Genomic DNA, 26,557 nt, shown 5'->3' with positions numbered 1-26,557 from the left:
TCTATACATAATAGGGAAACAATACAAAATATGATTTATACAAAATATTTTAACCACAGTATTGTTTCCCTATTCTAAACTATATGATGTTTTATATTATTTTATTTTCTTTCAACAAAGATATTTAACTTTTCACCATTTATAGAACATTCTGTATATGATTTTTCAGCATCATAAACAACTTCTAATGCTAATGTTTCCTTTTTAATGCTATCTTCAAATTTCTTTATAACACTTTCAAGCATTTCATTGCCTGCTACGTATAAAGTAATTTTATCAGCAACTTCAAAACCACTTTCTTTTCTCATGTTTTGAACTTTGCTTAATATTTCTCTTACAAAACCTTCTTCTCTAAGCTCTGGAGTTATAGTTGTCTCAAGTACTACACCTATTTCTCCTTGACCTGCAAAAGCGAAGCCGGAAAGTCCACTCATGGTAACTAAAAGATTGCTGCTATTGAACTCTATCTCTGTTCCATTTACATCAGTCTTTACAGTTTCTCCAGCGTTTACCTTCTGTGCAAGTTCCATTTGATTCATTGAAGCAAGTGTTTTTCTTATTGCTGGAATTAATTTTCCATATGACTTTCCAAGTACAGGTAAGTTAGGTTTTATTTCAAACTCAACATATTTTGAAAGATCTGCTCCAAATTCGACCTTTTTAACATTAAGTTCATCTTTTATGATATCTCCATAATAGTCTGGAAGTGCTTTAGTGCTTATAAGCATTTCTAATAATGGCTGCCTGTTCTTTATATTAGCTCCATTTCTTGCACTTCTTCCAAGTTTAACAATGTTATAAGCAAGTTCCATGTGCCCTTCTAATTCTTTATCAACAAGCTTTTCATTGTATTCTGGCCATTTGCAAAGATGAATACTTGAAACAGCATCTTTATCAATACTTACCACAAGGCTTTGATAAATTTCTTCAGTTACAAAAGGAGTAAATGGTGCTAAAACTTTTGATAATGTTACAAGAACATTGTATAGTGTTACATATGCTCCTATCTTATCATCTGTAAGTTCAGTAGTCCAATATCTTGCTCTGTTTCTTCTTACATACCAGTTTGAAAGCCTATCTACAAACTCTTCTATTGCAAGAGCAGCTTGAGTTATTCCATAGGTATCTAGATCATGGCTTACTTCTTTTATTAAAGTGTTAAGTTTAGAAATTATCCACTTATCCATTACATTAGCTGAAACAAAATCTTTATACTTTTCAGGGTTAAAATTATCAAGTTCAGCATAAAGTACATAGAAAGAATATACATTCCACAAGGTTCCAATAAACTTTCTTTGTGTTTCAGCTACATCCTCTTCTGAAAATCTTGTTGGAAGCCATGGTGCACTAGCTGTGTAGAAATGCCATCTGCAAGCATCTCCGCCTTCATGCTCAAGTACCTGGAATGGGTCTACAACATTTCCTTTATGCTTTGACATTTTAAGACCATTCTTATCAAGTACGTGACCTAAAACTATACAGTTTTCAAAAGAACTTCTATCAAATATAGCAGTTGATATTGCAAGTAATGTATAGAACCATCCTCTTGTTTGGTCGACAGCTTCTGAAATAAATTGTGCTGGATAAGTTTTTTCAAACACTTCTTTATTTTCAAATGGATAATGATGCTGTGCAAAAGGCATTGATCCTGAATCAAACCAGCAGTCTATAACTTCACGCTGTCTTGTCATAGGTTTTCCGCACTTTGGACATTTTAGCTTAACTTCGTCGATATATGGCTTATGAAGTTCTATATTATCTGGAACGTTAATTCCTTTTTCTTTAAGTTCTGCAATGCTGCCTATACATTCTCTATGACCACATTCACATTCCCATATTGGAAGTGGAGTACCCCAGTACCTGTCTCTGCTTATACCCCAGTCTATTACATTTTCTACAAACTTTCCAAATCTTCCTGTTCTTATGTTGTCTGGATACCAGTGAATTTTGTTGTTGTTCTCAACAAGTTTATCTCTAAGAGATGTCATTTTTACAAACCAGCTGTCCTTTGGATAGTATAAAAGTGGTGTATCACATCTCCAGCAGTGTGGATATGAGTGAGTGAACTTTTCTGATTTATATAAAGTTCCATTTTCTTTCATATACTCAAGAATCTTTGGATCTGCTTTCTTTACAAATAGACCTTTCCAAGGTTCAACAGCATCAACAAATTTACCTTCAGCATCAACCAAGTTCACAAGTGGCAAATCATTTTTCTTTCCAAGAATATTATCGTCTTCACCATAAGCTGGTGCTATATGAACTATTCCAGTACCATCTGTAAGAGTTACAAAGTCTCCATGAACAACATAGAAAGCCTTCTTATCAACCTTTGCATATTTAAATAACTGTTCATATTCAACTCCAAGAAGTTTTTCACCCTTGAATTCATCGACTACTTCGTATTCTCCTTCTAGCACACTTAAAAGCTGCTTTGCAAGTATTAAATGATCTCCATTGTTTACAACTTCAACATAATCATAGCTTTTATTTACTGCAAGTGCCACGTTACTTGGAAGTGTCCATGGAGTAGTTGTCCATGCTAATATATATTTATTTTCTTCACCTTTTACCTTGAATTTAACAAAAGCTGTAGCTTCTCTTACATCCTTATATCCTTGTGCAACTTCGTGTGATGAAAGTGCTGTTCCGCATCTTGGGCAATATGGAACAATTTTATGTCCTTTATATAAAAGTTCTTTATCCCACATTTGTTTAAGTGCCCACCATACTGATTCTATATAATCATTGTGATATGTTACATAAGGATTATCCATGTCAACCCAAAATCCAAGCTTTTCAGACATATCCTTCCACAAGCTTACATAAGAAAATACACTTTCTTTACATTCCTTAACGAATTTTTCAACACCATATTCTTCGATTTGAGGTTTTCCTGAAATTCCAAGTTTCTTTTCTATTTCAAGCTCTACAGGAAGTCCGTGAGTATCCCAGCCTGCTTTTCGTAAAACTTTATAACCTCTCATTACCTTATATCTAGGAATAATATCTTTCATTACTCTAGTTAAAACATGCCCTACATGAGGTCTTCCATTTGCTGTAGGAGGTCCATCATAAAAAGTAAAGTATTCTCCATCTTGATTTAATTCAAAACTCTTTTTAACAATATCTTTTTCATTCCACATGTTGAGGGTATCTTTTTCCATGTCGACAAACGACTTTTCTGCATCAACTTTTTTATACATCGAAATATCTCCCTTCTTTTTTGTATAAATAAAAAACTCCGTCCTCAATAGGACGAAGTTAAATTCGCAATACCACCTAAATAGTTTTAAATTTCGAGCACAATAATACTCTATTCTTTAACGCAGAACTACGAGAAAACTTACTGTGATTTCAGTCTCCAGCTCCCGGGGGATTTTTCCTAAATTAATAGTACAGTTTCACACCATACCCTGCTCTCTTTTACTATTTTCCTTTAGTACTTTGCCCGTTCTCAGCAATTAGCAAAATTTTTCTAATTCAACTTGCATTATATTATAGTATTTTGGTTTTGTCAAACATTTTTATAGATAGACAACTTGAAAAGGTAAAATAACTAATACCAAATTCATCCTGTTAAACTGGAATTTAACTCAGAGTACAAAGTACAGAGGACAGAGTACAGTGAAGGATGATTTTTCTCCGCTGTCGCTACAAAAAATCTTAAACTTAATGCACGCAAAGCGCTTAAAATATAGTGCTCAGCGTAGCTGACACTATTAAGTTCTAAGATTTACCTGAGAGAAACGAAAGGTAAATCCACCTTCACTGTACTCTGCACTTTGTACTCTGTGCTTTGAATCAACTTCCAGTTTGTCAGTATAAATTTGTCCTTTATAATTTATCAGTTGTCTCTAACTAATTATCTGCAACCTTAAATGGGCATATAACACCATTTTTTAAATTCTTGCCACTTGCAGCTTTTACTGTATCATTATTAACAACAATATAATATACTCTTCCAGCTGTTAAACTTAAATTTGGTGCAATTTGCACTGAATTACTTGTAAGTTTAGTAACAGTACTTGAAATTACCTGTCCACTTTCAGCATCAACAACCTGAACATTAGAGCTATTTAATGTGCTGAAATCAACATCACTTGAAAATTTAACAGTAAATTTCTTAGTAGTTGCCACATTCATAAGAGTATTCAGCTCTGTAAAAGTGCTATATTTAGTCTTCCATGGTTTATCATTCAATATCTTTTGCCAATCATAAGCAGTTGAATCCTTTGTAAAATTTATCACCTTTGAAGTCTCAATTCCATTTGAATCAAAAGCTATTAAGACAATAGTATATTTGCCATCTTTTATCTTGTTAAGTGCAGAGATATCCTGTGAAAAAGTTCCATCAGAATTTAATCTAAACACTTTAAATCCATTATCTGTAATATCTCCTGAAGTTAAATCTAAAGACTCACCATTAGCATTTTCTAAACCAACTGATAAATATTCAATACCATCTTTATCTGATGCACTCCCTGCTAATGTTGAACTAAACGTATTACCCACATAGCCATCTTGAAAATTGTTGACTGTTATTTGAGAATCTCTTTTTACTGAAATAACACTAGAATATGCTGTTACGTCACCTACTGTAACTTTTATTTTATAATTTCCCTCAGGCACGTATTCTGGAATAAAATACCCACTCTCACAATTATTTTCTAAAATAACTGGAGCATTGTTCAGCATAATGAGATTACTCACTCCATATGTTTGTGAAGCATCGCTGCCATCTTCATGAACTAAAGCAAAATTAATAACTGTATTATCTGAAGTATACGAAGTTTCAACATGTATCATGCCTTTACTCAAAGATATAGAATTTATACTAGACTTTTCACCTTCATTAGAATCAAACTCATTATTGGCTGCTGGATATTTAGTTCTATCCCATTGATGTTCACCATCCGCCGCTATTTCAGAATCAGTTTTATTGAAATAATCATATTCTACTCTGCCCTTTACATCTGGAACTGGATCATCAAAAGTACAATCTAAATGATACCAAATGCCACCTATCTTAGCCATATTCCATGCATGTCCTACTTCATCCGGTCCATTATTACTTACAACTATTCTCGCATCAATACCTTCAATTGTAAGCATTTTATAGGTCAAAAGTGCATATCCTTCGCAAACAGCAATATGTTTTGTGACAGCATTATAATCACTGTACTTAATATCCTCATCAGGTGAGGTTTCATCATAAGCTACATTTAAAACTATATAATCATGTATTGCTTTTTCTTTCTCCAAATCACTCATACCAGGTTTTATAATTTGAGATAAAATTTGCTTAGCCTGAGAATCTACATAATCGACCTGCGTTTTATCTTCAACATAAGTGTATTTAAGTGATATATTAAAGTCACCATCATATCCACTTCCACTTCGATCCCAACTTGTAACAGAAACTGAATCATAATCATCAACAGGAGGATTGTCCAATAACCCGTCAATTTGATTTGTTAATACATTCACATCATCATTATATGAATATGTTATATGAAGATTAACGTCAGTAATTCTGTTCTGCAGTATATATGCTATTTTACTTTTCAAATCACTGTAAGATGTAACTTCAAAATTAGAAGTTGCATAGTACCTCCTTACTTTAGTCGAAGTATTTAACTTGTATCCAATGTTTGTACTCTTTTTCTCTGAAATCACTTGATAGCTGCTATTGGTATTTGTACTTGTAGTTGCTGCTAAAACATTACCAGGAAAATTCATTATAAATGCCAGTACAGCAATAATAATTATCACCTTTTTACTCTTTACTTTTCTCATAAATATCCCCCATTCTTATTCATATTACCTTATTTAATTTTACTTTGATGTATATATCATATCAAATGGAACAATTTTCTTCAATTTAAAAATGATATTAAGATTTAACTTTTTACTTTTATATAATAAGTGATAAAATATATAGATGTATAATTTATTGCAGTAAATTTTTAGGAGGTGGAAAAATGAAAAGATTTGCCATAGCACTATTGTGCGCTAGTCTTGTAATGTCTACAGGATGTCAAAGTTCTTCATCAAAACCTAAAATTACAACCACTAAAAAATCAGTTGCAAATAATATCTCTGTAAATAACAGTAAAAAAAATAATGATTATTACATAAACTTTCAAAAAGCTTCCTATGGAAATGGAAACTCTGTTAGCAATATTGCAAATTACGGTATAGCTACTGAAGACAAAGACTACGTATATTATGCACTCACATCTGGAAATACTGGCATATATAAAATGAGTTATGACGGAAGCAATAAGACCAAAATAATTTCCGATGCAGCTTATTATTTAAATGTAGATAATGACTGGATATACTACAGAAACATATCCGATAATGGAAAGCTATATAAAATAAAAAAAGATGGTTCACAAAAAACTAAAATTTCAGATGATCAAGTTTTCTATGTTAACCTCTCTGGTGATTTTATTTATTATCAAAACGAAGGTGATGGAAGAAAAACCTACAAAATAAAAAAAGATGGAACAGGAAGACAAAAACTAAATGATGTGTATTCCTCGTATATTGCAGTGGTTGATGACTGGATTTACTATGAGAACGAAAACGATGGCAACACCCTGTATAAAATGAAAAAAGACGGTTCACAAAACACAAGATTAAATAACGATAAAACTGTCTATATAAATATAAAAGATGGGTGGATTTACTATACAAATGATTCAGATAACAGCTCACTTTACAAAATAAAAATTGATGGTTCAGAAAGAACTAAAATAAACGGAGACGCTTCGCACTTTTTAAGTTTAGATGGTGAATACCTCTATTCCAGTGCTGAAAATAGAAACTTCTTATATAAAATAAAAATTGACGGTTCAGAAAAGAAAATTCTTGGAACAGACAGCTCCTGGAAAGCCACAAGCATGAACATAATAAACAATTTAATATACTATGAAGATACAACAAATAACGGAGTTGTAGACTACACAATGAATTTAGATGGAAGTAATAGAAAAATACTAAACTAGAGTAAAGAGTAGAATGAACGAAAAAGTGAAAAAGTTAGTTTTTTAACTAGCAGGGCGAGTTAAAACCCTTCACTATTATGATTAAATTAATTTTTAGTGCAACATCCCCTCATTCACTCTACTCTTCAATTGAGGAGGAAATTAATGCCAACACGAAGAAGAAAAAAACATAAAAACTATTTTAAGTTTACTGCTTTTCTGATTATAGTTTTACTTTTAGCAATTGGTGCTTTTACTTTTGCAAATCACAAAAAAAGCTTAAACACCAATGCAAACTCAAAAGCGAAACCAAAAACTACAGCAGTAAAAAAGGTTAAGGAAAAACCAGTAAGAAAAGATCCTAATCCAACTAATATACCAGTACTTATGTATCACTCCATAGCTTATGAAGCGGGAAATGACTTAAGGGTGCCAAAAGAAAAACTTAGGGAGCAAATGCAAATTATAAAGGACAATGGGTTTACCCCAATAACTTTAGATGAGCTCTATTCACACTTTAATGACAGCGCTGCACTTCCTCAGAAACCAATTGTAATAACCTTTGATGATGGCTACAAGGATAATTACGAAAATGCACTACCTGTACTTAAAGAATTTGGATTCAAAGCTACAGTATTTGTAATAACCTGTCAGACTGATGACAGCACAGATTTTATGACATCTGCACAGCTTAAAGAAATGAATGCAAATGGAATAGATGTAGAATGCCATACAGTAACACATCCTCATTTAAAAGAACTAAGCTATGATAAACAGCTTACAGAATTAAAAGCTTCAAAAGAAAAGCTTGAAAAAATGCTAAATAAAAAAATAAACTACATTGCATATCCTTATGGAAGCTATAATAACGATACAGTTAAATTAACCAAAAGCCTTGGCTACAAAATGGCATTTACAACAAATGAAGGTCAAGCAAACAAAAACCAAGGAATATTCACACTTGATAGAATGTATATAAGCAACTCAAACAGCTTAGATTACTTCAAGAAACAAATAACTGGTGAAATAAAATAATAAAAAATACCGCACACTTTAATGTATGCGGTATTTTTTTACCTAATGATTTATCACACCACCTGGATTATATCCCGGGTTATTAACGTGAATTATTTGAGGTTCACTACTAATATTTCCGGCTGCATCTACGGCAAAGATTGTATAATCGTTAGTACTAAATTGACTTGCGCCAACCGTAACATTGCCATTAGCGTTTACTGACTTAGACATAAACTTACTATATTGTATACTTGTCAAATCCATCTTGCTCGTTATTATTCCTGGAAGTATATATATAGTTCCAGGACTTCCATTGTAATTGTAATTTGAACTTGTATCATCATAATGTATAGTAATCGTGTAAACTTTGCTATCAGTTGTATTAGTAGCATCGTAGCTATTAGTACTATTCGGCGAATTTACCAAAGTAACTCTAGGTTCTGTGTAATCCACTGTAATATATTTAGTAGATTCAAGTGATGCTCCAACATCATTTACTACAAATACATAGTAACTTTGTCCATCTGATAATGAAGTTTGAGTTGTAATATTTGATGGATCAATATTATCAACACTGAAGTTATTTTGTTTTACGCTTCCACTTACCTTCAATATTCCCTTTGACGTTCCATCCGTGCTCTTGTTAATTGATGCATAGAAATGGTCCATAGTATCATGACTTGTATCCCCCACATGATCCTGCGCACGCCATGCTCTAATATTAGAAATCAAAGTAGTGTCGCTGCTTGGTACAAACCATACTTCCTCATTACTTGCAACTGGCTGTTTAAGTGTTATTAAATCTCCATGTGTTGCCATTATATTATTTGAGTAAATAGGGTTAACCTTGCTAGGTCCAGTTATCTGTGGTGTGCTAGGGATACCTTCTGATGTAACCTCTTCTGTTGCTGGCCCTAAGGTTGCAATTTCCTCGCTTACAACAGGTCTACTTCCATTTGGATCCGCAGTTACAAATGTATCACTATCGTGTTTTCCATCATTCAAGTTATAGTTTCTTGATATATAAATTGAATAATATCCACCAGCTAATGCACGTTTTGCACTATCAAGCACTACAGAATTATCAACTGTTATTACATTTCCATTATATCCTGAAGAATCAACATTCATATTTTGGTTATGACCATCTACTTTTATAGCTGTAGTACTTACACTACTCATATCAAGTAAAGAACCAGATGGCAATATATACATATTGTTATAACCATTTGATGGTTCATATAAGTTACCAGATTGACTGCTAACCTCAGTGCTATCCCAGTGAGCTTCATTCCAACCATAGATTGTGAAATCACTACCAGTAACACCTAAATGAACACTATCATTATCTCGAGCATCAAAATTTGCTTTATTAGCATCGGATAACTTATCTTGTATAGTAGGTGCCTTCATTTGAAGTATCTTTGTAACATTGCTTTCATACTTTCCAGCTCTCTGTATTGTAACATAGAAAGCATCTCCATATGTGTCAAGGTCAAGTTTAGATATTGTAACAGATCCATCCTTGCCAACAGTACCCTTGCCTAAAAGATTAGCTTTGCCTGAATCTCCATATATTCTTATAACATCACCAGATTTTGCTTGTACTTCAAGCAAGTTAGGATTTTTAAGACCACTTGGATAAACAGCTTCCTTGCTAATCTTAACAACATCATTTGCTCCAGGATTGTTTTTAATAGTTATATCATTTGTACCATTTATCATTTCTGAAGGAATTATAAGATATAACTTCACGGTTCTGTCATAACCAAGAATACTTCCTGTATAAGTGTAAACCCCATTGTTAAAAGTCTTATTTACCTTATCCCAACTTACAGTAAGCTGCTGCTGAGTATCATCCATCATAACTGCCATAACTTTTTCTGGAAGATACTTATCCTCAATCCATTCAATAGATTGATTTACATCCATGTAGTCAACAACAACAGATTGATCATTAACAACATCAACTTCATTATCAGGATGAGTCTTAGTTACTGGTGTAGGCTGATCTAATCCTGTAGTATCAATAGAAAGAGTATACTCTTTTCTATTAGAAACTATATAAAGCTTGTCTCCTGCAGTTATAACATAATTTATAGCCATATCTGTAAGTTTATATTTTTCACCGCTGCCATCAACTTTAACTTTGTAAAGGCTCTTGTTGTCATTTTTGTTGCTGTAGTATATCCAGTCCCCACTTACATTAATATGAAAACTTGCATCTGTATCTGACTCATTTACTTGTTCACCGAGATCAACTGGACTGCTGTTTCCGTCAGTTCCAATTTTCATTATTTCACCAGTTTTTGAACAATAATAAATTTCATCATCCACAACCTGCGGGCATGCTGACCATTCATCATTCACCTTTGTTCTAAAGTTTCCATCTAAGTCTATCTTATAGATTTTATGGTCATCAGAATTATTTACGTAATAAATCCAATTACCAGAAACATTTATATATGCAGCTTCATCAAAAGGTATTGTTTGAGAACTACTTATTTTATTAATTGGTAATCCATGAATTCCTGTAGCATCTTGAGTATACGTAGATGGGTCTGGCTGTATTTCATCTTTTGTACTTGCTCCTGCAGAAACCCCTACTTTATATAATTTTCCACCATCTGACTCATTGCTGTAATATATCCAATCTCCATAAACAACAATATAAGCTGCAGTATCATCACATACCTTTTCTCTTCTAGTACCATCTGTCTTCATTCTGTAGATTTTTTCATTATCAGAATAGTTACTGTAATATATCCATCCATTTTGTTCATTCATGTACTGAGCCCTATCAAGACCAATTTGAAGGTTATATTGTCCGCTGGCATCAGTTTTGTATATTGTATCATTATCATCTGAATTTAAATAATAGGTATATCCATCCTCACCTAAAACAGCAGAGCCATTATTGTTACTGTTTCCTATAGTATTTCCCCCGCTAGTATCTTCTATAATAACTGGGAAAATAGTGTTGGTAACTTTTTGTGATACATCTACATAAGCATAACCCATCTCAGTTTGATTAGAAGATAAAATAAGTATTTTTATTTTTGGCTGGATAGATACGAAAACAGAAGTACTTTCACCAACTTTTCTCTTAATGTTAGTGCCATCTACCTTATAATAAGCAGCCCCTGAAACTGCATTTACACTGTTAACAGTAAGACTTACAGCTCCGGTTGTTGAAGGAGATTCAACAGTTACATTAACTCCAGAAGATAGAAGTATATAAGTTGAACCATTCCATACATATGCATAGTTATTTCCAATTGCATCTGTATAAACTATATTATCACTAAGATAAGTGTTGCTACTAGTATTCATATTGTGAAGTGCGGTCATACTAGTATAAGTAGAAAATTTATCTCCAAATAAATTTTTTACATTTTCATTGCTTGCGCCTGCGGCGTCTGGAATATAATAAACCTTTTTTGATGAGTTCCCATTCACATCATTTGCTATATCAGAATGTTGAAGCAAATAGCTTACAGAATATGCCCTATCTGTACCTATTATAACAATACCTTTTAAATCTGATACACTGCCAGACCCTCCATCACCGTAATCAGATGGGTCAAGCTTTGTTTTTATATTAAAATACATTCTAACGTTACAATTTAAATTCTTATGCGTATTTAATGAAGTTATAGTTGATCCTATTGTCATATAATATCTTTTTCCAAGATCATAATTCTTAACTGGGGTCACTAATATAGAATTATTATTGTGTTCATCTAAAGTAATCGTAACTGGAAAAGGATTATTACTGCTATCATACACATAAATACTACTTTGTGCCGTAAGTAAATTCACATTATTATTGAAGTTTATCTTCCAAACCTTCTTAGGTGAAACATTGTACTGTTCTTGATAATCATTGTATACAACAGAAGCCGCATATACAGAGTAAGGCTTAAAAATAAGCAAACCGGCAAATGCTGCTACGGCTATAATAAACCCTTTTATAAAGGTCTTCACCTAAATGCCCCCTTTCTTTCCTAAAAATCCTTATGTGATAAATTGCTGAGATTTACAAGTGGTGTAGCGTCAATTTTACCATTATCTTTAATATACAAAGTATTTAAATTAATAAGCGTCATTAAAGGATATACATCTGTTATGGTATTATCATTAAGTTCAAGTTCCTCAAGCTGAGTTAAATCTTCAAGTGGAGTAACATCTGCTATATTGTTATATCCAAGCTTTAATGTTGTTACTTTTGTCAAGTTTGCTAAAGGACTTAAATCCCTAACCTTGTTATTACTTAAATCAATAAAGGTCACATTTTCAAGATTTTTAATTACTGATATATCCGATATTAAGCAATTATTGGCAACACTTAAATTTTCCAAAAGACTCATATTTTCAAGACCACTTATATCCTGTATTTCGTTTGAGTTTAAATTTATACTTACCATTCTATCTAAATCTTCTAAGGGATTTATGTTTTTTAAATTATCATTACTCAAATTTAAACTTGCAAGGTTTACAAGATTGCTTAGAGGTAAAATATCGTATCCTCCAGCTGATGACTTTTTATTGTTATTGCTAATATCAAGAGTTTCTAAATATGTCAAATTACTTAATGGAGATAAATCAACTATGTTATTGTTGCTTAAATTTAGTGTTATAAGCTTTGTAGCATCCCTTAAACCAGTAATATTCACAAGAGTGTTATTGCTCAAATCAACTTCATTTAAGTTATCAAGTGTTCCAATTGAATATACATTTGATATTTTATTATTACTCAAGTTTACAGTATTTAAATTTGGAAGTTTGTATAAATGACTTACATCAGATATACTTGTACCACTTAAATTCAAGTCGCTTATATAATCAGCTGAAAAAATATCAAGTACTGAGTTTATGCTTGACCCTATACTATTTTTAGATAAATCAAGCGTATTGAAGGACTTTATATACCTTAAGCAAGCTGCCAAACTTTGCATATTTGATAAATTTTTAAAACTACTATTATACAAAGTAACTTTACTTAAATTATGAAGTTTTGTAATGTCTGTAAAATCTATATTATTAGCGCCATAATTATCACTTATATTTAACTCAGTTATTTTATCAAGGTCGCTTTGCATTAAAGTACCTGTAGGCTTTTGAGCTGCCTTTCTAATTGCTGCTTCTAAAGTGCTGTCGCTTATACTAGCCGCAGTATCTTGATTTACCATAAAATAATTTAAGGCATAGGTACCTAAATTAAGGTTATCTCCGTAAATTGACTTTATTCCAAAAGATAAATTTATATAATAAGTGTGTCCTGGTGTATAACCCTTATCAGTAGGTTTTATCCTTATGCTTGTACTTCTATACACATCCACTAGCACCTTTATTTCATTATTATTATCATCAAAGACCTTTACATTTTTAGCTGTTAAGGTGCTTGGGTTTATAGGTTTATTTACATTAATGTACCAAGTCTTATATCGGTCGGCTCCTCCAAGTAATCTTGCAGCAAATACCTTATCTGAAAAGCAAAAACAAGCTGTAAAGACAACTAAGAACATAAATAAAGTTTTTATTTTTTTCAAAAGTTTCACCACACTTTCATTAGTTTGATATTTGTACAACTTGACTATTTGAAGCCTTCTGTATATTGATCAAACAATTTCCTATTTCTTTACCAGAATCATCATAAAAATGAACAGTTACATTTTGCACATTTCCAAATATAACAGCTTCATCATTCAAACTTGTATTGTCACCTTCTTGACCTTCCACCCTGTATGTATTGGCATTAGTTAAGGATGTAGAATTAATAGTTACAACAGCAACACCACCAAATGCATCACGATTAACTTGAACTTTAAAATCGGCTGTATCAACTAATTGTTTTTTTATTGAAAACTGCATTTTATAATCTTGTCCCATTTTTTTCCCATTTTCATTGCAAAAATCCTTGCCTATAGTTAATATATAAGTTTTTCCAAGAGTATATTTTTCATTTTTAGGTCTAACAATAACCTGCCTTTTATTTAAAGGATTAACACTTAAATTTACGTCTACTGCATTTCCGTAATTATCCACTACATATATATAATTTGAATTTACGTAGTCATAATTAACGTTATTGCTAAAGTTTACTTTCCACTCTTTATCTGGTGAAATACCACTTCTTGTATTAGCTATGGCATCTGCATTAACAAGCTGCTGAGTAGTTAAAATTATAGATAAACACAAAAGCATGACCACAATTGTTTTTATAGCATTACGAGATTTTTTCATAGCCTTTTTCACTCCATTCTATTTAATTGTTGTTCTGCCATTTCCATCTTTTGCTATTGAAGTTAATGTGCTTAAACTAGCTGGAGAAAAGTAAACTTTAGGATCAATAGCATTTACATATTCCACTACATCATTTGCTAGTTTTGTGCCTTTTGTCAATGGAACTGGAGTAAGAATTTGCTGTCCACCTGTACCATCTATACCTATTTTATATAATCTGTCTCCATCAGAGTGATTCTTATAATATATTGTATCTCCACTCACATTAAGATTATATACCATATCATCACAAAGCTTATCATTTTCAACTCCATTTATATCCATCCTATACAACTTTTCATTGTCAGAATAATTTCTGTAATATATCCAGTTATCTACAACATTTAAATGTCTTGCTTGTACATCACTTACCTTTGATGCTGCAAATCCATTTATATCAATTTTATATATTTTACTAGAATCCGACAGATTTATAGCATAAATATTGTTCTTAACAATATTTATATCAGTATATTTATTAGTACTTATTGTAGTATCACTATTTCCATTTACATTTACCCTGTGAAGACTTCCATCAGTATGATTAATATAATAAATCCAATCCCCAGCAACAGTAACATCATCAAGTTGATCTGCAGATGAAAATACTAAGTTTCCCATTTTGCCTACAGTTTTTCCACCTGATACAATAGGTTGCGCATCTGAGCCATCAATATTAATTCTATACACTGCCGTTGAAGCTGGAACTGTTTTTGTTGCTACAGTTGTATGTACATAATATACTTCATTTCCTATAACATTTATATATTTAGCATCGTTAGCTGATGTAAGCTGTGTTCTATCTACGCCATCGGTCTTTACTTTGTATAAATCACCAGATGTACCTCTGTAATAAACCCATTGATTATCCTTATCACTTGCAACAAGTCCTAAATTATTTATGTTACCACTGCTATTTCCAATTGCATATTGTAGGTTTAAAACAGGTTTGTCAACTGCTCCACTTGAAGATGATATATCAATTTGTCCAGTTGCAACTAAATTACTTCCACTTGAATCGGAATAAAAATATACATTAACACTGCTTCCCGAAATAATTGCTTGAATAGGTGTTCCTACTGTACTAAGATAACTACCATCAAGTTTAAAATATCTAGCATCTGGCACAGTTGTATTAGTAATGGTAACTTTCTTAATTAAATTAAAACTACTCCCTATTTCAACTTTTGCTGAAGCCATAAATGGGTTAGTAATATGTTCTAGACTAATAGATCCACTTCTCGCTATATATTCTTCCCCATCAGCATCCTTATAGGTAATAGTTGGTATAGAATCAATTGTATTTGTAGAAACGTATGTATTAAAAAACAAATCCTTTATTGTTGTACTATTTACAACATAATATATATTAGAAACACCCCTTATGGCAGAATTTATTTCACCATAGTTAGCAGGTTTAACAACATAATCAATAGAGTATGCTTTATTGCCTATTACTATAGAATGGCTTGGTATTGCCATAGCTTCTACTGATGAAGCATAACACATTATGGAAATAGCTGCTACTGCACCTAATATTTTTTTATTCATCATAGTTCCTCCATTAAATATATTTTACTTTATTATCGTTAACTAAAAAAAAAACTTAATGTTCTTCCTTACTCTTATAAGTAAAAAAGTACAAAAAATAAATATTAGTTAACTTCTATATTGAAGTTAACTAATATTTAACGCAAACCTATTATTCAATGCTGATTACTTGAAAATCATCGCTGTTATTACCAGTATCTCCACCAGTACTTCCACCTACAGTTTTGTCCACATATTGGACTGAACTTCCCTGAACTGTAACGTCTGTTACGGTAGTTGGATTAGTTGTTAATAATGGTGCACTTGAGCTTTCTGTAAATGAATCAATATTAAAACTTGTTTCACCATGCAGCATAGCTTGTTCAAAAGCATCTTGTGTTTTAGCAAAGTCTACATATTTATTTGTGTCATCATAAAAAGCATAAATACCAAACTTGCCAATTTTAGAAGAATAATCATTGTATAGTACTGCTGGATGCCCAAGCATTGACTGTTCAAATGAATCAGACAAATCAGTATAGTTATATTCATAAATTTTTTGAGAAGTGGTATCATTTACGAGTATGGAATTCACCTTTGCAAATGTATTCATACTACTCAAACCAACACAAATAGAAAATGCAGCAATTGCAGCACCAATTTTACTTTTTTTCATTATTTAATCCTCCAATCAAAATTTAATTACTTAATTTTACTTTATAATTATATTATCTTTTATTTTTTGTTCATCAGATGAGTTAACAACAGTATAAAATACTTTTTCTTCGCTACTATACTTCATACTTTTGCCCAAAATACTCACAGCATTCTTTGAAGGATTATTTGTATCAACTATTACCTCAACAAATCTATTTATAGGCAAAAATCCACTTTGAATCCTAAGCGAATATTTAATACCATTTGAATTTTTTAAATCTTTATAAACTGTCGCATTTTGAATTTGCTTATCATTTTGGACAAAAGAAGACTTTATTACTTTATCGTTAGAATCTGAAACAACTTTACTTAAATAATCATTTATAAATTTAGCTACGTTATCTTGGCTGGCAGTATTTTTTAAAACAATCTCATTTGTGTTTTCCTTGCTGCCAGCTTTAATATCAGTTTTCTTTACAATTTTTTTACTATCAACTTTTTCAACAATTTTTTTACTATCAAACTTTTCTACATTTTTTTTGCTCTTGGAGGATTTTCCAATACCATTTACTAAGTAAGCACCTATAATCCCCATAATCACCACTATTATTACAATAATTATTAAATTTTTTTTCTTCATGAAACCCCCCCTAAGATTTAAAGAAAATTATGTCTATAGTATACCATTACTGAAAATACTTTTAAAGCTATATTTAAATTACACTTTATACAGCTTGCTTGAGAAATCATAACAATTAAATACCATACTCTCTTCTTAATTCTTCAGCATCTGATATATTTACATGTTTAAAAATTGCTGCCTGAACCTGAAATCTTTGATAGCTATTTAAAGCTTTATATTGTGCCATTACTGAACCTGAACTAATACTTCCTGAATCAACCTGTGACTGAATTGAATTAATTACTGCCCTAGCACTTCCATCTGATACATCACCAGCAGCTGCTGCAAGTTGACTACTTACTCTGCCGGCTAATGCACTATCGACACTCTTAGTTCCCTTGTTTTGACTTTGGTTCTGATTTTGGTTTTGAAAATTATTATTTTGAACTACATTAATTTCATTTGCAATCTTTTTAACTTCATTATTAGAAACACTGCCTAATTTACTTTTTAAATCCTGCAATGCATTTTGTGAGCTTTGATTATTATCAATATATTTAATTATATTCTCAACTTTGCTTTTGTCGCTTTCATTTAAATTTCCAACAACATTTTCAAGCTTATTTTTTATCTGTGATAGTCTACTGTTATTTAAATTTAATTTTAACTTTTCTACACCAATTTTTAAGTTACTGTCCTTTACTTCAACTGAATTTACTGTAACAGGCAAAGCCGATTTATTAATATATATACCATCAGCTTCAATTGTAAACTTACTATTGTACATAGCCTTTAACTTATTTAGTACAAAGTTCTTTGGAAGAGGTATTGCTCCAACTTTAAATGAATCTGGCAAATATGCTATACATCCATCTTTAAGCGTAGCCTTTCCGCTGGAAGATACCAAAAAATTTTGTCCTTTATAAGCCACTGGAATTTTAATATCAAGTTTGTCTTGAGGCATATTCACATAAATTGTTTTAATAGTAACTCCTCTATGAGTTTGAGCCTCAAAAGAATTAGCAACAAGGCTATTTATATCATCACTTGAAAGTGAAACTGTCCCTCCAGAAATAAGAACATCCTTAAATTTATTATAAGCATTAGTACTTCCAGAAACACTTTCAGTATAGCCTGAATTCCATTTTAGCATTACGCCTAAAATAACTATGATTAATACTATTACTGCTAAAAATACAGGCAACTTTCGTTTCTTTTTTCTAGCCATATTTATTCTTCAACTCCTTAAATTTTTTTATTATTTCTTTTGAGAATAAAATAATATATAAAATAGCTAAGCCACATTCCTATATTAGAACCTAAAAAATCCACAAGAACATCGCTTACTAAAGAAGTTCGCCCTGGAACATACAACTGGTGAAATTCATCAAGAACAGCATATAAAAGGCATATAAAAAGTATGTATACTATAGCTCCTCTACCTTTAAACCCAAAACCGAAAAATAATGTAGTTATTATAACTGAAAGAATGCAGTACTCAAAAGCATGCGCATTTTTTCTTATAATTAAATTTATTTTTTCCTGTCTTGAATTTTGAGGAAGTTCTCCATAATTATTACTCTTTTCGCCTTTAATGCTTTTATATTCCTTCTTAATATTATTTATTACACTAAAACTTCTCTCATTTGATTTATTCCCATTTTGAGCTGAATTATAAAAAATAAAAGCAAACCAAATAAGTCCAATAAAAATTAATATAACCTTTTTCATTTTTATCTCCTACATATAAATTATTTTACTATAAAATTACTTAACTTTAATAATAGTATAGCTACGAATCTTATTATAACATATGTAGTAATGGTTAAAATTGAAAATTTTATTAATTTGAGTAACAAAATAGATACAAAAACTGTTAAACAAGCTATTTTTGAAATATAAATTTCTGCATTTCATTAGTTGTCTTTGTAAGATCCGTTTGAAGATACCATACTCCATCCTTCATAATTCCATTACTTACAGAATCCTCAGGGAATCTATGTTGAAGTATTCCATTAGTCTTAACTGTAAATGCTTTTAACCCATAGTTTACAATTTCAAGCTGGTTTAAATTTGTCTTTATATATGGCAATAAAGTATTAGCAACAGAAGAAAAATTTGAAGCACCTTTGCTGCGTATTTTATTGAGTAAAGCTGAAAGAACTGTTCTTTGTCTTTCTGTTCTTTCATAATCACCACCTGCTGTATATCTTATTCTTGAATAAGCAACAGCTTGTCTACCATCAAGCAATTGCGCTCCTGCTTTTGTTACGTGTTCTGTAGGTTTTTTTTCAAGTTTTGAAACCTCATCAATGTAACTATTAATGTATTTTAATTCATCTGGTGTTATATTTATCGTAACCCCACCTAGTTTGTCTATAATTTTTTCACAATCAAAAAAATCCACAGTAATAAAATCCTTAATATTAAGATTAAAATTTTCATTTATTGTCTTTAGCGCAAGCTGTGGCCCTCCATAAGCATATGCATGAGTTATTTTTGTCATTCCATGTCCATCAACTTTTACGTAAGTATCCCTCATAATAGATGAAAGTTTAACTTGATCATGTTTTCCATCCAAAGTTAATATCATAATGGTATCTGATCTACCAGCATCATCTTTTTGTCTGCTGTCTATGCCAAAAAAAGCTATATTGTATATATCTTTATATTTGCTTAATTTTTGATCATTTTTTTTGCTTATACCTAACTCTGAAGGGTTGCTGGGTAATTTCACCTTCTTTACCTTGCTAAGCTGCAAATAAAAATATGTACCGCCGGATACAACTATAATCAAAAATAAGCATAATAATGTTATAATAATTTTTTTTATTATACTTCCCTTTTTATTTGTTCGCATAATTCCACCTCAATTCAATTTATTATAAACTTACATTAACATTTTAATTAATATTATTCAATGCCTTCTTTATTGATAAAGATAAACCACTTGAAAGTTTTAAAATATATTTGGTAAGTTTTACAAGTAATATTTTTTTAATTCACAATGCACAATGCACAGTTCACAATTAAGGATGATTTTCTTTCGCTTTGCTACAGAAAATTTAAAACTTATTGCTGACGCCAATTTGAGATAAATCCATATCAGCTCGCTTTGCCAGCTGAACAGCATATAATTTAATATTGTCAAAAAATAATTAAGGATGGTTTATATTAAAACAATAAAACATCCTTAAAACTATTCAACTAAAATTTTATTCCAGCTTTGCTGAGCGTTGGTAACTTTTTATCCTTTTCAGAAAAAATAATTTCATCTATTCCATTAAGTGGCCATTCTATATTCACATCTGGATCATTCCATATGATTCCACCTTCACTTTCTGGGTGATAAAAGTCCGTACATTTATAGCAAAATTCTGCTTCATCGGATAACACTAAAAAGCCATGTGCAAATCCTTCTGGAACGTAAAACTGTTTCTTATTTTCTTCGCTCAAATTAACTCCAACCCATTTTCCATAAGTCTTTGAGTTTTTTCTTAAATCTACAGCCACATCAAAAACTTCACCTTTTATAACCCTAACAAGCTTTCCTTGAGTATGCTGCTTTTGGAAATGAAGTCCTCTTAGAACTCCTTTTTTAGACTTTGATTGATTATCTTGAACAAAGACCATATCTAGTCCTGCTTCTTTAAACTGGTTGTAGTTATAAGTTTCCATAAAATACCCGCGGTTATCTCCAAAAATGCCAGTTTCGATTATGTATACTCCGCTTATTTCTGTTTGTTTAAAATTAAATTTACCCAATGCTAAAACTCCTTTTCAATTCACAATTCACAGTTCACAATGCACAATTATTGTTGATTTTCTGTTGACACAGAAAATCTTAGAACTTAATGCTGTTGCCAGTTTTTTTATATAGCATTTATATTCGTTCATCTTTGCTGAACATCATATTTAACATAGGAAATATAAACCATCCTTAACTAAACTGTGAATCATATATTTTTTTAATCTATAATGTATTTTTTGTAGTAGTTACTATTGAATTAAGTATTTTACAAATTTCTTTACACTTACTCAAAACTTCAGAGTAACTATCTTTAATATATCCAGTTGCAATTAATAATTCAATCCAATATTCTGTTTCATTTGCTTCTTTTAATGCTATATTCATTTTCGCCAAAAAATCTCGCTTACTTTGACCTCTTAATCCTTCTTTTACATTTGCGCCAATGCTCGTCCCTGATCTTAATAATTGATTTGATATTACATACTCTTTGTTTTCACAAATAATATGCTTACATAATTTTATAGTAGTTATTGCAAAATCAAATGACTTTTTCTCAATTACATTTTCCGACATATGAACACCTCTCATAAAAATTACTATATTGTAATTTTATCCATTTACGGAGAGAATATTCTGTCAATGCACTTAAATCATTGCACAATTCACAGTTCACAATGCACAATTATTGTTGATTTTCTGTTGACACAGAAAATCTTAGAACTTAATGCTGTCGCCATTTTTTTATACAGCATTTATATTCGTTCAGCTTTGCTGAACATCATATTTAATTTAGAGATTTATCTGACGAAAGGAAGATAAATCATCCTTCATTGTGAATTGTGAATTGTGCATTAAAAATCATAATACTATCACTTTTTAACTATTAGTTAATTTCTTAAATCCTTGTAACTTTCTATAAATTCTTTAATTGCTTCTTGCCATGATCTCATTTCATCTCCAACGGTTGCTCTTAGCATCATGTTATCTAAAGACGAAAAAGCTGGTCTTTTAGCTGCTCTGCCTAAATCATTAGAAGTTATAGGACTTACTGTGCAGTTTATTTTACTTAGCCTTATTATTTCCCGGGCAAAGTCATACCAGCTGCATTCTCCTGTTCCTGTGCAGTGATATATTCCATATTCTTCTGTTAAAAGTATCTTTAAAATGTGATGTGCTAAATCTTCGGCATTAGTTGGATTTCCTCTTTGGTCATTTACTACGTCAAGATGGCCTTTTTCTTTGCCTACTTTCATTATGGTATAGACAAAGTTCTTGCCGTAATATCCATAAAGCCATGCTGTTCTAACTATAAAATATCTGCTGCAATTTTCCTTTATATACTGTTCACCTAAGAGTTTTGTCTTTCCATATACACTTACTGGACTTGGTAAATCATATTCTTTAAATGGAAGGTTCCCTTGTCCATTAAATACATAATCAGTTGATACGTGAAGTATTTTTGCATGAGCTTTTTCAGCTGCAATTGCCAGATTTCTTGAGCCAAGTGAATTTACCTTAAAGGCTGTATCTGAATCGCTTTCGCATTTATCAACATTCGTGTAAGCTGCACAATTTATTATAGCATCTGGCTTAAAAGAAGAAACATAAGTTATGACTTCATTTAAGTTTGTTATGTCAAGTTCATCATAGTCAACGTACTTTATTTCAGCCTTTGAATAAACTTCGTCTATTTTTCCTATTTCTGATTTTCCATTTTCAATCATTCTTTTTATTTGAGTTCCAAGTTGACCGTTGGAACCGGTTATTAATAGTTTCAAATTATCACCCCATTTAATCAGAGTACAGAGTAGAGAGTACAGTGAAGGTTAATTTTTCTGCTAGTCGCAGAAAAATTTTTCAACCTATAGATACTTTTTAGTTTGGCTGCGCTAAACTTTAATTAATTAGATTTTCAGATTTACCTAACGTAAGGAAAATAAATCTTCCTTGACTGTACTCTATTCTCTGTTCTTATTCTTCTTATTCTATATTCAAGTGTTGTTTTGTTGTTGATACCGTAGAGCTTAGCATTCGGCAAAGTTCTTTACACTTATTTAAAATTTCTGGTTGTCTTTCTTTTATGTACCCTGCTGCCATAAATAGTTCAATCCAATATTCAGTTTCTTCTGCCTCTTTTAATGCTATATTCATTTTAGTTAGAAAATCTCTTTTACTTTGAGCACTTATTCCTTCTTTTACATTTGCGCCAATACTAGTACCAGACCTTAAAATTTGTTGTGATAAAACCATATCTTTATTTTCACTAATCATCTTTTTGTAGAATTTAATTATATCTACAGCAAAATTAAATGATTTTTCTCTTATTATACTTACACTCAATTTAACACTCCTCATAAATATTTATCTCAAATAATAACCATTTATGAGAATTTTATTCAGAGTACAGATTACAGAGTACGGAGTACAGTGAAGGTTAATTTTTCTGCTGGTCGCGGAAAAATTTTTCAACTTATAGATACTTTTTAGTTTGGCTGCGCTAAACTTTAGTTAATTAGATTTTCAGATTTACCTAACGTAAGGAAGATAAATCTTCCTTGACTGTACTCTACATTTTGTAGTATTTCTTATAGTATTCTTCATATGCTCCAGAAGTTAAGTTTTTCATCCAATCTTTGTTATCAAAGTACCATTTTATTGTCTTTACAATTCCTATTTCAAAGGAGGTTTCTGGATACCAGCCCAGTTCGTTTTTTATCTTTTCTGGATCTATGCCGTATCTTCTGTCGTGTCCTTTTCTATCTTCTACGTGCTTTATTAGACTTTCATCTACAGTTGAATCTACATTGTCGTGTACATATGAAATTATGGTTTTTATTATATATAAATTATTCCTTTCGTTGTGTCCGCCTACATTATAAACTTGGCCTAATCTTCCGCTTTCAAGCACCATATCTATTGCTTTGCAGTGATCTTCTACATAGAGCCAGTCTCTTATATTTAATCCATCTCCGTAAACCGGAAGTGGCTTTTTACCTAAGCAGTTATTTATCATAAGTGGAATAAGCTTTTCTGGAAATTGATATGGTCCATAGTTATTTGAGCATCTTGTTATATTAATCGGCATTTTATAAGTATCATAAAATGCCTTTACCATAAAATCTGCTGAAGCTTTCGATGAGGAATATGGGCTGTGTGGATCAAGCGGCGTTGTCTCCATAAAGTAGCCTTCTTTTCCTAGTGAACCATAAACTTCATCCGTAGATACTTGAAGATATTTTTTCCCCTCTTTAAATCCACTTTCTGCTTCCCAGGCAGTTTTTGCAACATTTAGTAGAGTAACCGTTCCAACAACATTTGTCTTTGCAAATAATTCTGGTTCTCTTATACTTCTATCGACATGTGATTCTGCAGCAAAATTTACAACATAATCTATATCATATTTTTTGAACAAGCCTTCTACAAGTTTCTTATCACATATATCTCCTTTAACAAAAGTATAATTAGGATTATTTTCAACCTTCTTTAAATTTTCCAAGTTTCCTGCATAAGTTAACTTATCAAGATTAATTATGTGGATATCTTGATGTTTTTTAAACATATAGTGGATAAAGTTTGAGCCTATAAATCCTGCTCCACCTGTTACTAAATAAGTTTTCATTATATCAAGCTCCCTCTTTTATTTAAATTAATTTTGGCAATTTTAATCAACATACTATTATATTATAATATTTATCATCTTATTTTACCATAATAATTCTCTAGCATTAATATGAATAAACTTTTTCCAAATCTTCTTGGTCTTATAAAAAATTGATATGGTGCATACCTATCTAATATAGGAATACTTCATTACTTTTTTAAGTTGAAAGTGGAGAATTGAGAATGGAGAGGTTATGGATGATTTTCTTTCGTTTTACTTTAGAAAATCTTAAATTGTAAAAAATAGAGCTAAGAAATAAAATTTTTCTTAACCCCATGTAAAGAAGAGTAGAGTGAAGGTGGATTTACCTTTCGCTTCACTCGGTAAATCTTAGAACTTATATATTGTCAGCTGCGCTGAACACTAGGTTTCATGCTATGTGCAACCATTAAGTTTTAGATTTTTCAAAGAGTAGCTGAGAAAAATCATCCTTCACTGTCCTTTGTCCTCTGTACTCTGTACTTTGTCCTTTGAATCAAATTTCAAATTACTTGTCTTCACTTACTAAATTAATTAAGTACTGTCCATAATCAGTTTTAGCTAAAGGTCCTGCTAATCTTAAAAGCTGATTTTTATCTATATACCCTTTTTTATAAGCTATTTCCTCAAGACAAGCCACATAAAGTCCCTGATCTTTTTCAATAGTTTCAACAAAGTTTGAAGCACTTAGAAGATTACTGCAGGTTCCTGTATCAAGCCATGCCATACCTCTTCCCAAAAGTTCTACCTTTAATGTTCCTCTTTTTAAATATTCATTATTTACAGCTGTTATTTCAAGCTCTCCTCTAGCCGAAGGTTTTACATTCTTTGCAATATTAACAACTTCATTGTCATAAAAATAAAGACCTGGAACAGCATAATTTGACTTTGGATTTTCTGGTTTCTCTTCTATGGATATTACATTGTTATCATTATCAAATTCTACAACACCATAGGCTTTTGGGTTTGTAACATAATATCCAAAGATAGTAGCCCCTCCCTTTCTACTTGCTGCACTTAAAAGTCTTTCTGTAAATCTATATCCATAAAAAATATTGTCTCCAAGTACAAGGACAACATTATCATTTCCAATAAAACTTTCTCCAACTATAAAAGCATCTGCAAGTCCCCTTGGCTTATCTTGAACTGCATACTGAAAGCTCACTCCAAGCTGGCTTCCATTACCAAGAAGTTCTTTAAAACACTTAACATCACGCATAGTTGAAATTATGAGTATATCTCTGACTCCTGCAAGCATCAAAACAGATATAGGGTAATATATCATCGGCTTATCATAAACTGGAAGTATTTGTTTTGATACTGATTTAGTAAGTGGATAAAGTCTCGTACCAGAACCTCCGGCAAGTACTATTCCTTTCATAACTTACTCCTTTAGATTTTGTTGTACATTTAGATAATAATTTTACTGTCAATTTATTATATGGTTTTGGCAGTTCACAGTGCACAACTTATTCAGTTCACAAAGCACAGTGCACAATTCACAGTTATGGATTATTTTCTTCCGTTTCACTTCAGAAAATATTAAATTATATAAAAATAGAGCTAAGATATGACCCTTCTTATTTTTTCTAAAGCTACCATAAAATCATAATTTGAATGTAAAAAAAGAAGCCCCTATAATTTAAGGACTTCAATTAAATCTTATACTGGCCTACGCTTTAATACAGTTATATCTACTTCATGTCTTCCTAAAACTTCTTTTACTGCATCAATATTTTCATCTATGCTTTTTAAATGACCACTAATATGTGCTATATCATTGCTTATTTTATCTATTTCAGCTTTATTTACTTCTACTTTATGTTCTAAAGCTTTTAAAATATCTGTATTTTCCTTAAGTTGAGATTTCATAGGTTCTAACTGGTCTTTTATAGGCTTAAGCTCTTCTCTTAATAGTTCTTGTATGGCTTTTAAGTCTTCTTTATTCATATTCTCACCTACTTTAAAAATGTTATGATTTATTATATCATTAATTTTGTTTTTTTAATATAAAAAATTCTATCTTTTTATTTAAAATTATATTGGAACTTTATGGATTC

General features: G+C 31.2%; 20 protein-coding genes, 1 pseudogene and 1 other annotated feature. Of the genes and pseudogenes, 2 read left to right on the top strand and 19 right to left on the bottom strand.

Features of this window, described 5'->3' with window-relative positions; all coding sequences use genetic code 11:
* Positions 1 to 101: 101 nt before the first annotated feature.
* On the bottom strand, positions 102 to 3,206 hold the full coding sequence (gene ileS, locus LQK79_RS06270) for an isoleucine--tRNA ligase (protein ID WP_053242447.1): 3,105 nt from the start codon (positions 3,204 to 3,206) through the stop codon (positions 102 to 104).
* A gap of 45 nt (positions 3,207 to 3,251) precedes the next feature.
* Positions 3,252 to 3,468 (bottom strand) — a binding site (T-box leader).
* Positions 3,469 to 3,861: 393 nt separating this feature from the next.
* The gene (locus LQK79_RS06265; protein ID WP_053243548.1) at positions 3,862 to 5,799 is read right to left on the bottom strand and encodes a transglutaminase domain-containing protein; all 1,938 of its coding nucleotides are present in this window, start codon (positions 5,797 to 5,799) and stop codon (positions 3,862 to 3,864) included.
* Positions 5,800 to 5,984: 185 nt separating this feature from the next.
* On the opposite strand from LQK79_RS06265, the gene LQK79_RS06260 reads away from it, so the two are divergent.
* Together LQK79_RS06260 and LQK79_RS06255 are read left to right on the top strand one after the other, a co-directional pair.
* Positions 5,985 to 7,016 (top strand): DUF5050 domain-containing protein, encoded by a 1,032-nt coding sequence (locus LQK79_RS06260; protein WP_231015960.1) that lies wholly within the window; start codon positions 5,985 to 5,987, stop codon positions 7,014 to 7,016.
* A 144-nt stretch (positions 7,017 to 7,160) separates the two neighbouring features.
* Complete coding sequence (locus LQK79_RS06255; RefSeq protein WP_231015959.1) at positions 7,161 to 8,030, top strand: polysaccharide deacetylase family protein; 870 nt, start codon at positions 7,161 to 7,163, stop codon at positions 8,028 to 8,030.
* 42 nt (positions 8,031 to 8,072) lie between these two features.
* Here the strand turns inward: LQK79_RS06255 and LQK79_RS06250 are convergent, their stop codons facing one another.
* From LQK79_RS06250 to LQK79_RS06170, 17 genes and pseudogenes are all read right to left on the bottom strand, one after another.
* Entirely contained in the window at positions 8,073 to 11,999 is a 3,927-nt protein-coding gene (locus LQK79_RS06250; protein WP_231015958.1) for a DUF5050 domain-containing protein, read from the bottom strand.
* Between the two features lie 20 nt (positions 12,000 to 12,019).
* Positions 12,020 to 13,564: a leucine-rich repeat domain-containing protein gene (locus tag LQK79_RS06245; protein ID WP_231015957.1), complete on the bottom strand. Its 1,545-nt coding sequence runs from the start codon at positions 13,562 to 13,564 to the stop codon at positions 12,020 to 12,022.
* 19 nt (positions 13,565 to 13,583) lie between these two features.
* Positions 13,584 to 14,258 carry an Ig-like domain-containing protein gene (locus LQK79_RS06240; protein WP_231015956.1) on the bottom strand — a complete coding sequence of 225 codons (675 nt, stop codon included), beginning with the start codon at positions 14,256 to 14,258 and terminating at the stop codon, positions 13,584 to 13,586.
* Between the two features lie 18 nt (positions 14,259 to 14,276).
* Entirely contained in the window at positions 14,277 to 15,848 is a 1,572-nt protein-coding gene (locus tag LQK79_RS06235; protein WP_231015955.1) for a DUF5050 domain-containing protein, read from the bottom strand.
* 151 nt (positions 15,849 to 15,999) lie between these two features.
* Positions 16,000 to 16,503, bottom strand: a complete 504-nt coding sequence (locus LQK79_RS06230) for a hypothetical protein (protein ID WP_231015954.1) — start codon at positions 16,501 to 16,503, stop codon at positions 16,000 to 16,002.
* A gap of 36 nt (positions 16,504 to 16,539) precedes the next feature.
* Entirely contained in the window at positions 16,540 to 17,124 is a 585-nt protein-coding gene (locus tag LQK79_RS06225; RefSeq protein WP_231015953.1) for a hypothetical protein, read from the bottom strand.
* Positions 17,125 to 17,239: 115 nt separating this feature from the next.
* Positions 17,240 to 18,334, bottom strand: coding sequence for a hypothetical protein (locus LQK79_RS06220; protein ID WP_231015952.1), 1,095 nt, complete (start codon positions 18,332 to 18,334; stop codon positions 17,240 to 17,242).
* A 17-nt stretch (positions 18,335 to 18,351) separates the two neighbouring features.
* A complete protein-coding gene (locus tag LQK79_RS06215; RefSeq protein WP_231015951.1) occupies positions 18,352 to 18,837 on the bottom strand; it encodes a VanZ family protein in 486 nt (161 codons plus the stop codon).
* Positions 18,838 to 18,991: 154 nt separating this feature from the next.
* Positions 18,992 to 19,966 (bottom strand): LCP family protein, encoded by a 975-nt coding sequence (locus LQK79_RS06210; RefSeq protein ID WP_231015950.1) that lies wholly within the window; start codon positions 19,964 to 19,966, stop codon positions 18,992 to 18,994.
* Positions 19,967 to 20,313: 347 nt separating this feature from the next.
* Positions 20,314 to 20,871 carry a dTDP-4-dehydrorhamnose 3,5-epimerase gene (rfbC, locus tag LQK79_RS06205; RefSeq protein WP_231015949.1) on the bottom strand — a complete coding sequence of 186 codons (558 nt, stop codon included), beginning with the start codon at positions 20,869 to 20,871 and terminating at the stop codon, positions 20,314 to 20,316.
* 208 nt (positions 20,872 to 21,079) lie between these two features.
* Positions 21,080 to 21,430: a four helix bundle protein gene (locus tag LQK79_RS06200; RefSeq protein ID WP_231015948.1), complete on the bottom strand. Its 351-nt coding sequence runs from the start codon at positions 21,428 to 21,430 to the stop codon at positions 21,080 to 21,082.
* A gap of 314 nt (positions 21,431 to 21,744) precedes the next feature.
* Positions 21,745 to 22,635 (bottom strand): dTDP-4-dehydrorhamnose reductase, encoded by an 891-nt coding sequence (gene rfbD, locus LQK79_RS06195; protein ID WP_231015947.1) that lies wholly within the window; start codon positions 22,633 to 22,635, stop codon positions 21,745 to 21,747.
* Between the two features lie 202 nt (positions 22,636 to 22,837).
* Positions 22,838 to 23,197, bottom strand: coding sequence for a four helix bundle protein (locus tag LQK79_RS06190; protein WP_231015946.1), 360 nt, complete (start codon positions 23,195 to 23,197; stop codon positions 22,838 to 22,840).
* A 226-nt stretch (positions 23,198 to 23,423) separates the two neighbouring features.
* A complete protein-coding gene (rfbB, locus tag LQK79_RS06185; protein ID WP_231015945.1) occupies positions 23,424 to 24,476 on the bottom strand; it encodes a dTDP-glucose 4,6-dehydratase in 1,053 nt (350 codons plus the stop codon).
* A gap of 89 nt (positions 24,477 to 24,565) precedes the next feature.
* A pseudogene (locus LQK79_RS06180) lies at positions 24,566 to 24,661 on the bottom strand (AAA family ATPase); the annotation flags it as partial.
* A gap of 344 nt (positions 24,662 to 25,005) precedes the next feature.
* Positions 25,006 to 25,878, bottom strand: coding sequence for a glucose-1-phosphate thymidylyltransferase RfbA (gene rfbA / locus LQK79_RS06175; protein ID WP_231015944.1), 873 nt, complete (start codon positions 25,876 to 25,878; stop codon positions 25,006 to 25,008).
* Positions 25,879 to 26,159: 281 nt separating this feature from the next.
* On the bottom strand, positions 26,160 to 26,447 hold the full coding sequence (locus LQK79_RS06170) for a hypothetical protein (protein ID WP_231015943.1): 288 nt from the start codon (positions 26,445 to 26,447) through the stop codon (positions 26,160 to 26,162).
* Positions 26,448 to 26,557: the final 110 nt, after the last annotated feature.

Source organism: Clostridium guangxiense, assembly GCF_021043395.1.
GTDB classification, from domain to species: Bacteria; Bacillota; Clostridia; order Clostridiales; family Clostridiaceae; genus Clostridium_S; species Clostridium_S guangxiense.
Note: the sequence above shows the minus strand (reverse complement) of the source record. Positions and strands in the feature narration are given on the sequence as shown.

Bases quoted from the DNA above. Each gene is read 5' to 3' on its own strand.
- LQK79_RS06225 (WP_231015953.1), bottom strand. From the start codon at position 17,124: ATGAAGAAAAAAAATTTAATAATTATTGTAATAATAGTGGTGATTATG.
- LQK79_RS06260 (WP_231015960.1), top strand. From the start codon at position 5,985: ATGAAAAGATTTGCCATAGCACTATTGTGCGCTAGTCTTGTAATGTCT.
- LQK79_RS06215 (WP_231015951.1), bottom strand. From the start codon at position 18,837: ATGAAAAAGGTTATATTAATTTTTATTGGACTTATTTGGTTTGCTTTT.
- LQK79_RS06265 (WP_053243548.1), bottom strand. From the start codon at position 5,799: ATGAGAAAAGTAAAGAGTAAAAAGGTGATAATTATTATTGCTGTACTG.
- rfbA (WP_231015944.1), bottom strand. From the start codon at position 25,878: ATGAAAGGAATAGTACTTGCCGGAGGTTCTGGTACGAGACTTTATCCA.
- ileS (WP_053242447.1), bottom strand. From the start codon at position 3,206: ATGTATAAAAAAGTTGATGCAGAAAAGTCGTTTGTCGACATGGAAAAA.
- LQK79_RS06200 (WP_231015948.1), bottom strand. From the start codon at position 21,430: ATGTCGGAAAATGTAATTGAGAAAAAGTCATTTGATTTTGCAATAACT.
- LQK79_RS06230 (WP_231015954.1), bottom strand. From the start codon at position 16,503: ATGAAAAAAAGTAAAATTGGTGCTGCAATTGCTGCATTTTCTATTTGT.
- LQK79_RS06235 (WP_231015955.1), bottom strand. From the start codon at position 15,848: ATGAATAAAAAAATATTAGGTGCAGTAGCAGCTATTTCCATAATGTGT.
- LQK79_RS06210 (WP_231015950.1), bottom strand. From the start codon at position 19,966: ATGCGAACAAATAAAAAGGGAAGTATAATAAAAAAAATTATTATAACA.
- rfbB (WP_231015945.1), bottom strand. From the start codon at position 24,476: ATGAAAACTTATTTAGTAACAGGTGGAGCAGGATTTATAGGCTCAAAC.
- LQK79_RS06170 (WP_231015943.1), bottom strand. From the start codon at position 26,447: ATGAATAAAGAAGACTTAAAAGCCATACAAGAACTATTAAGAGAAGAG.
- LQK79_RS06240 (WP_231015956.1), bottom strand. From the start codon at position 14,258: ATGAAAAAATCTCGTAATGCTATAAAAACAATTGTGGTCATGCTTTTG.
- LQK79_RS06220 (WP_231015952.1), bottom strand. From the start codon at position 18,334: ATGGCTAGAAAAAAGAAACGAAAGTTGCCTGTATTTTTAGCAGTAATA.
- LQK79_RS06255 (WP_231015959.1), top strand. From the start codon at position 7,161: ATGCCAACACGAAGAAGAAAAAAACATAAAAACTATTTTAAGTTTACT.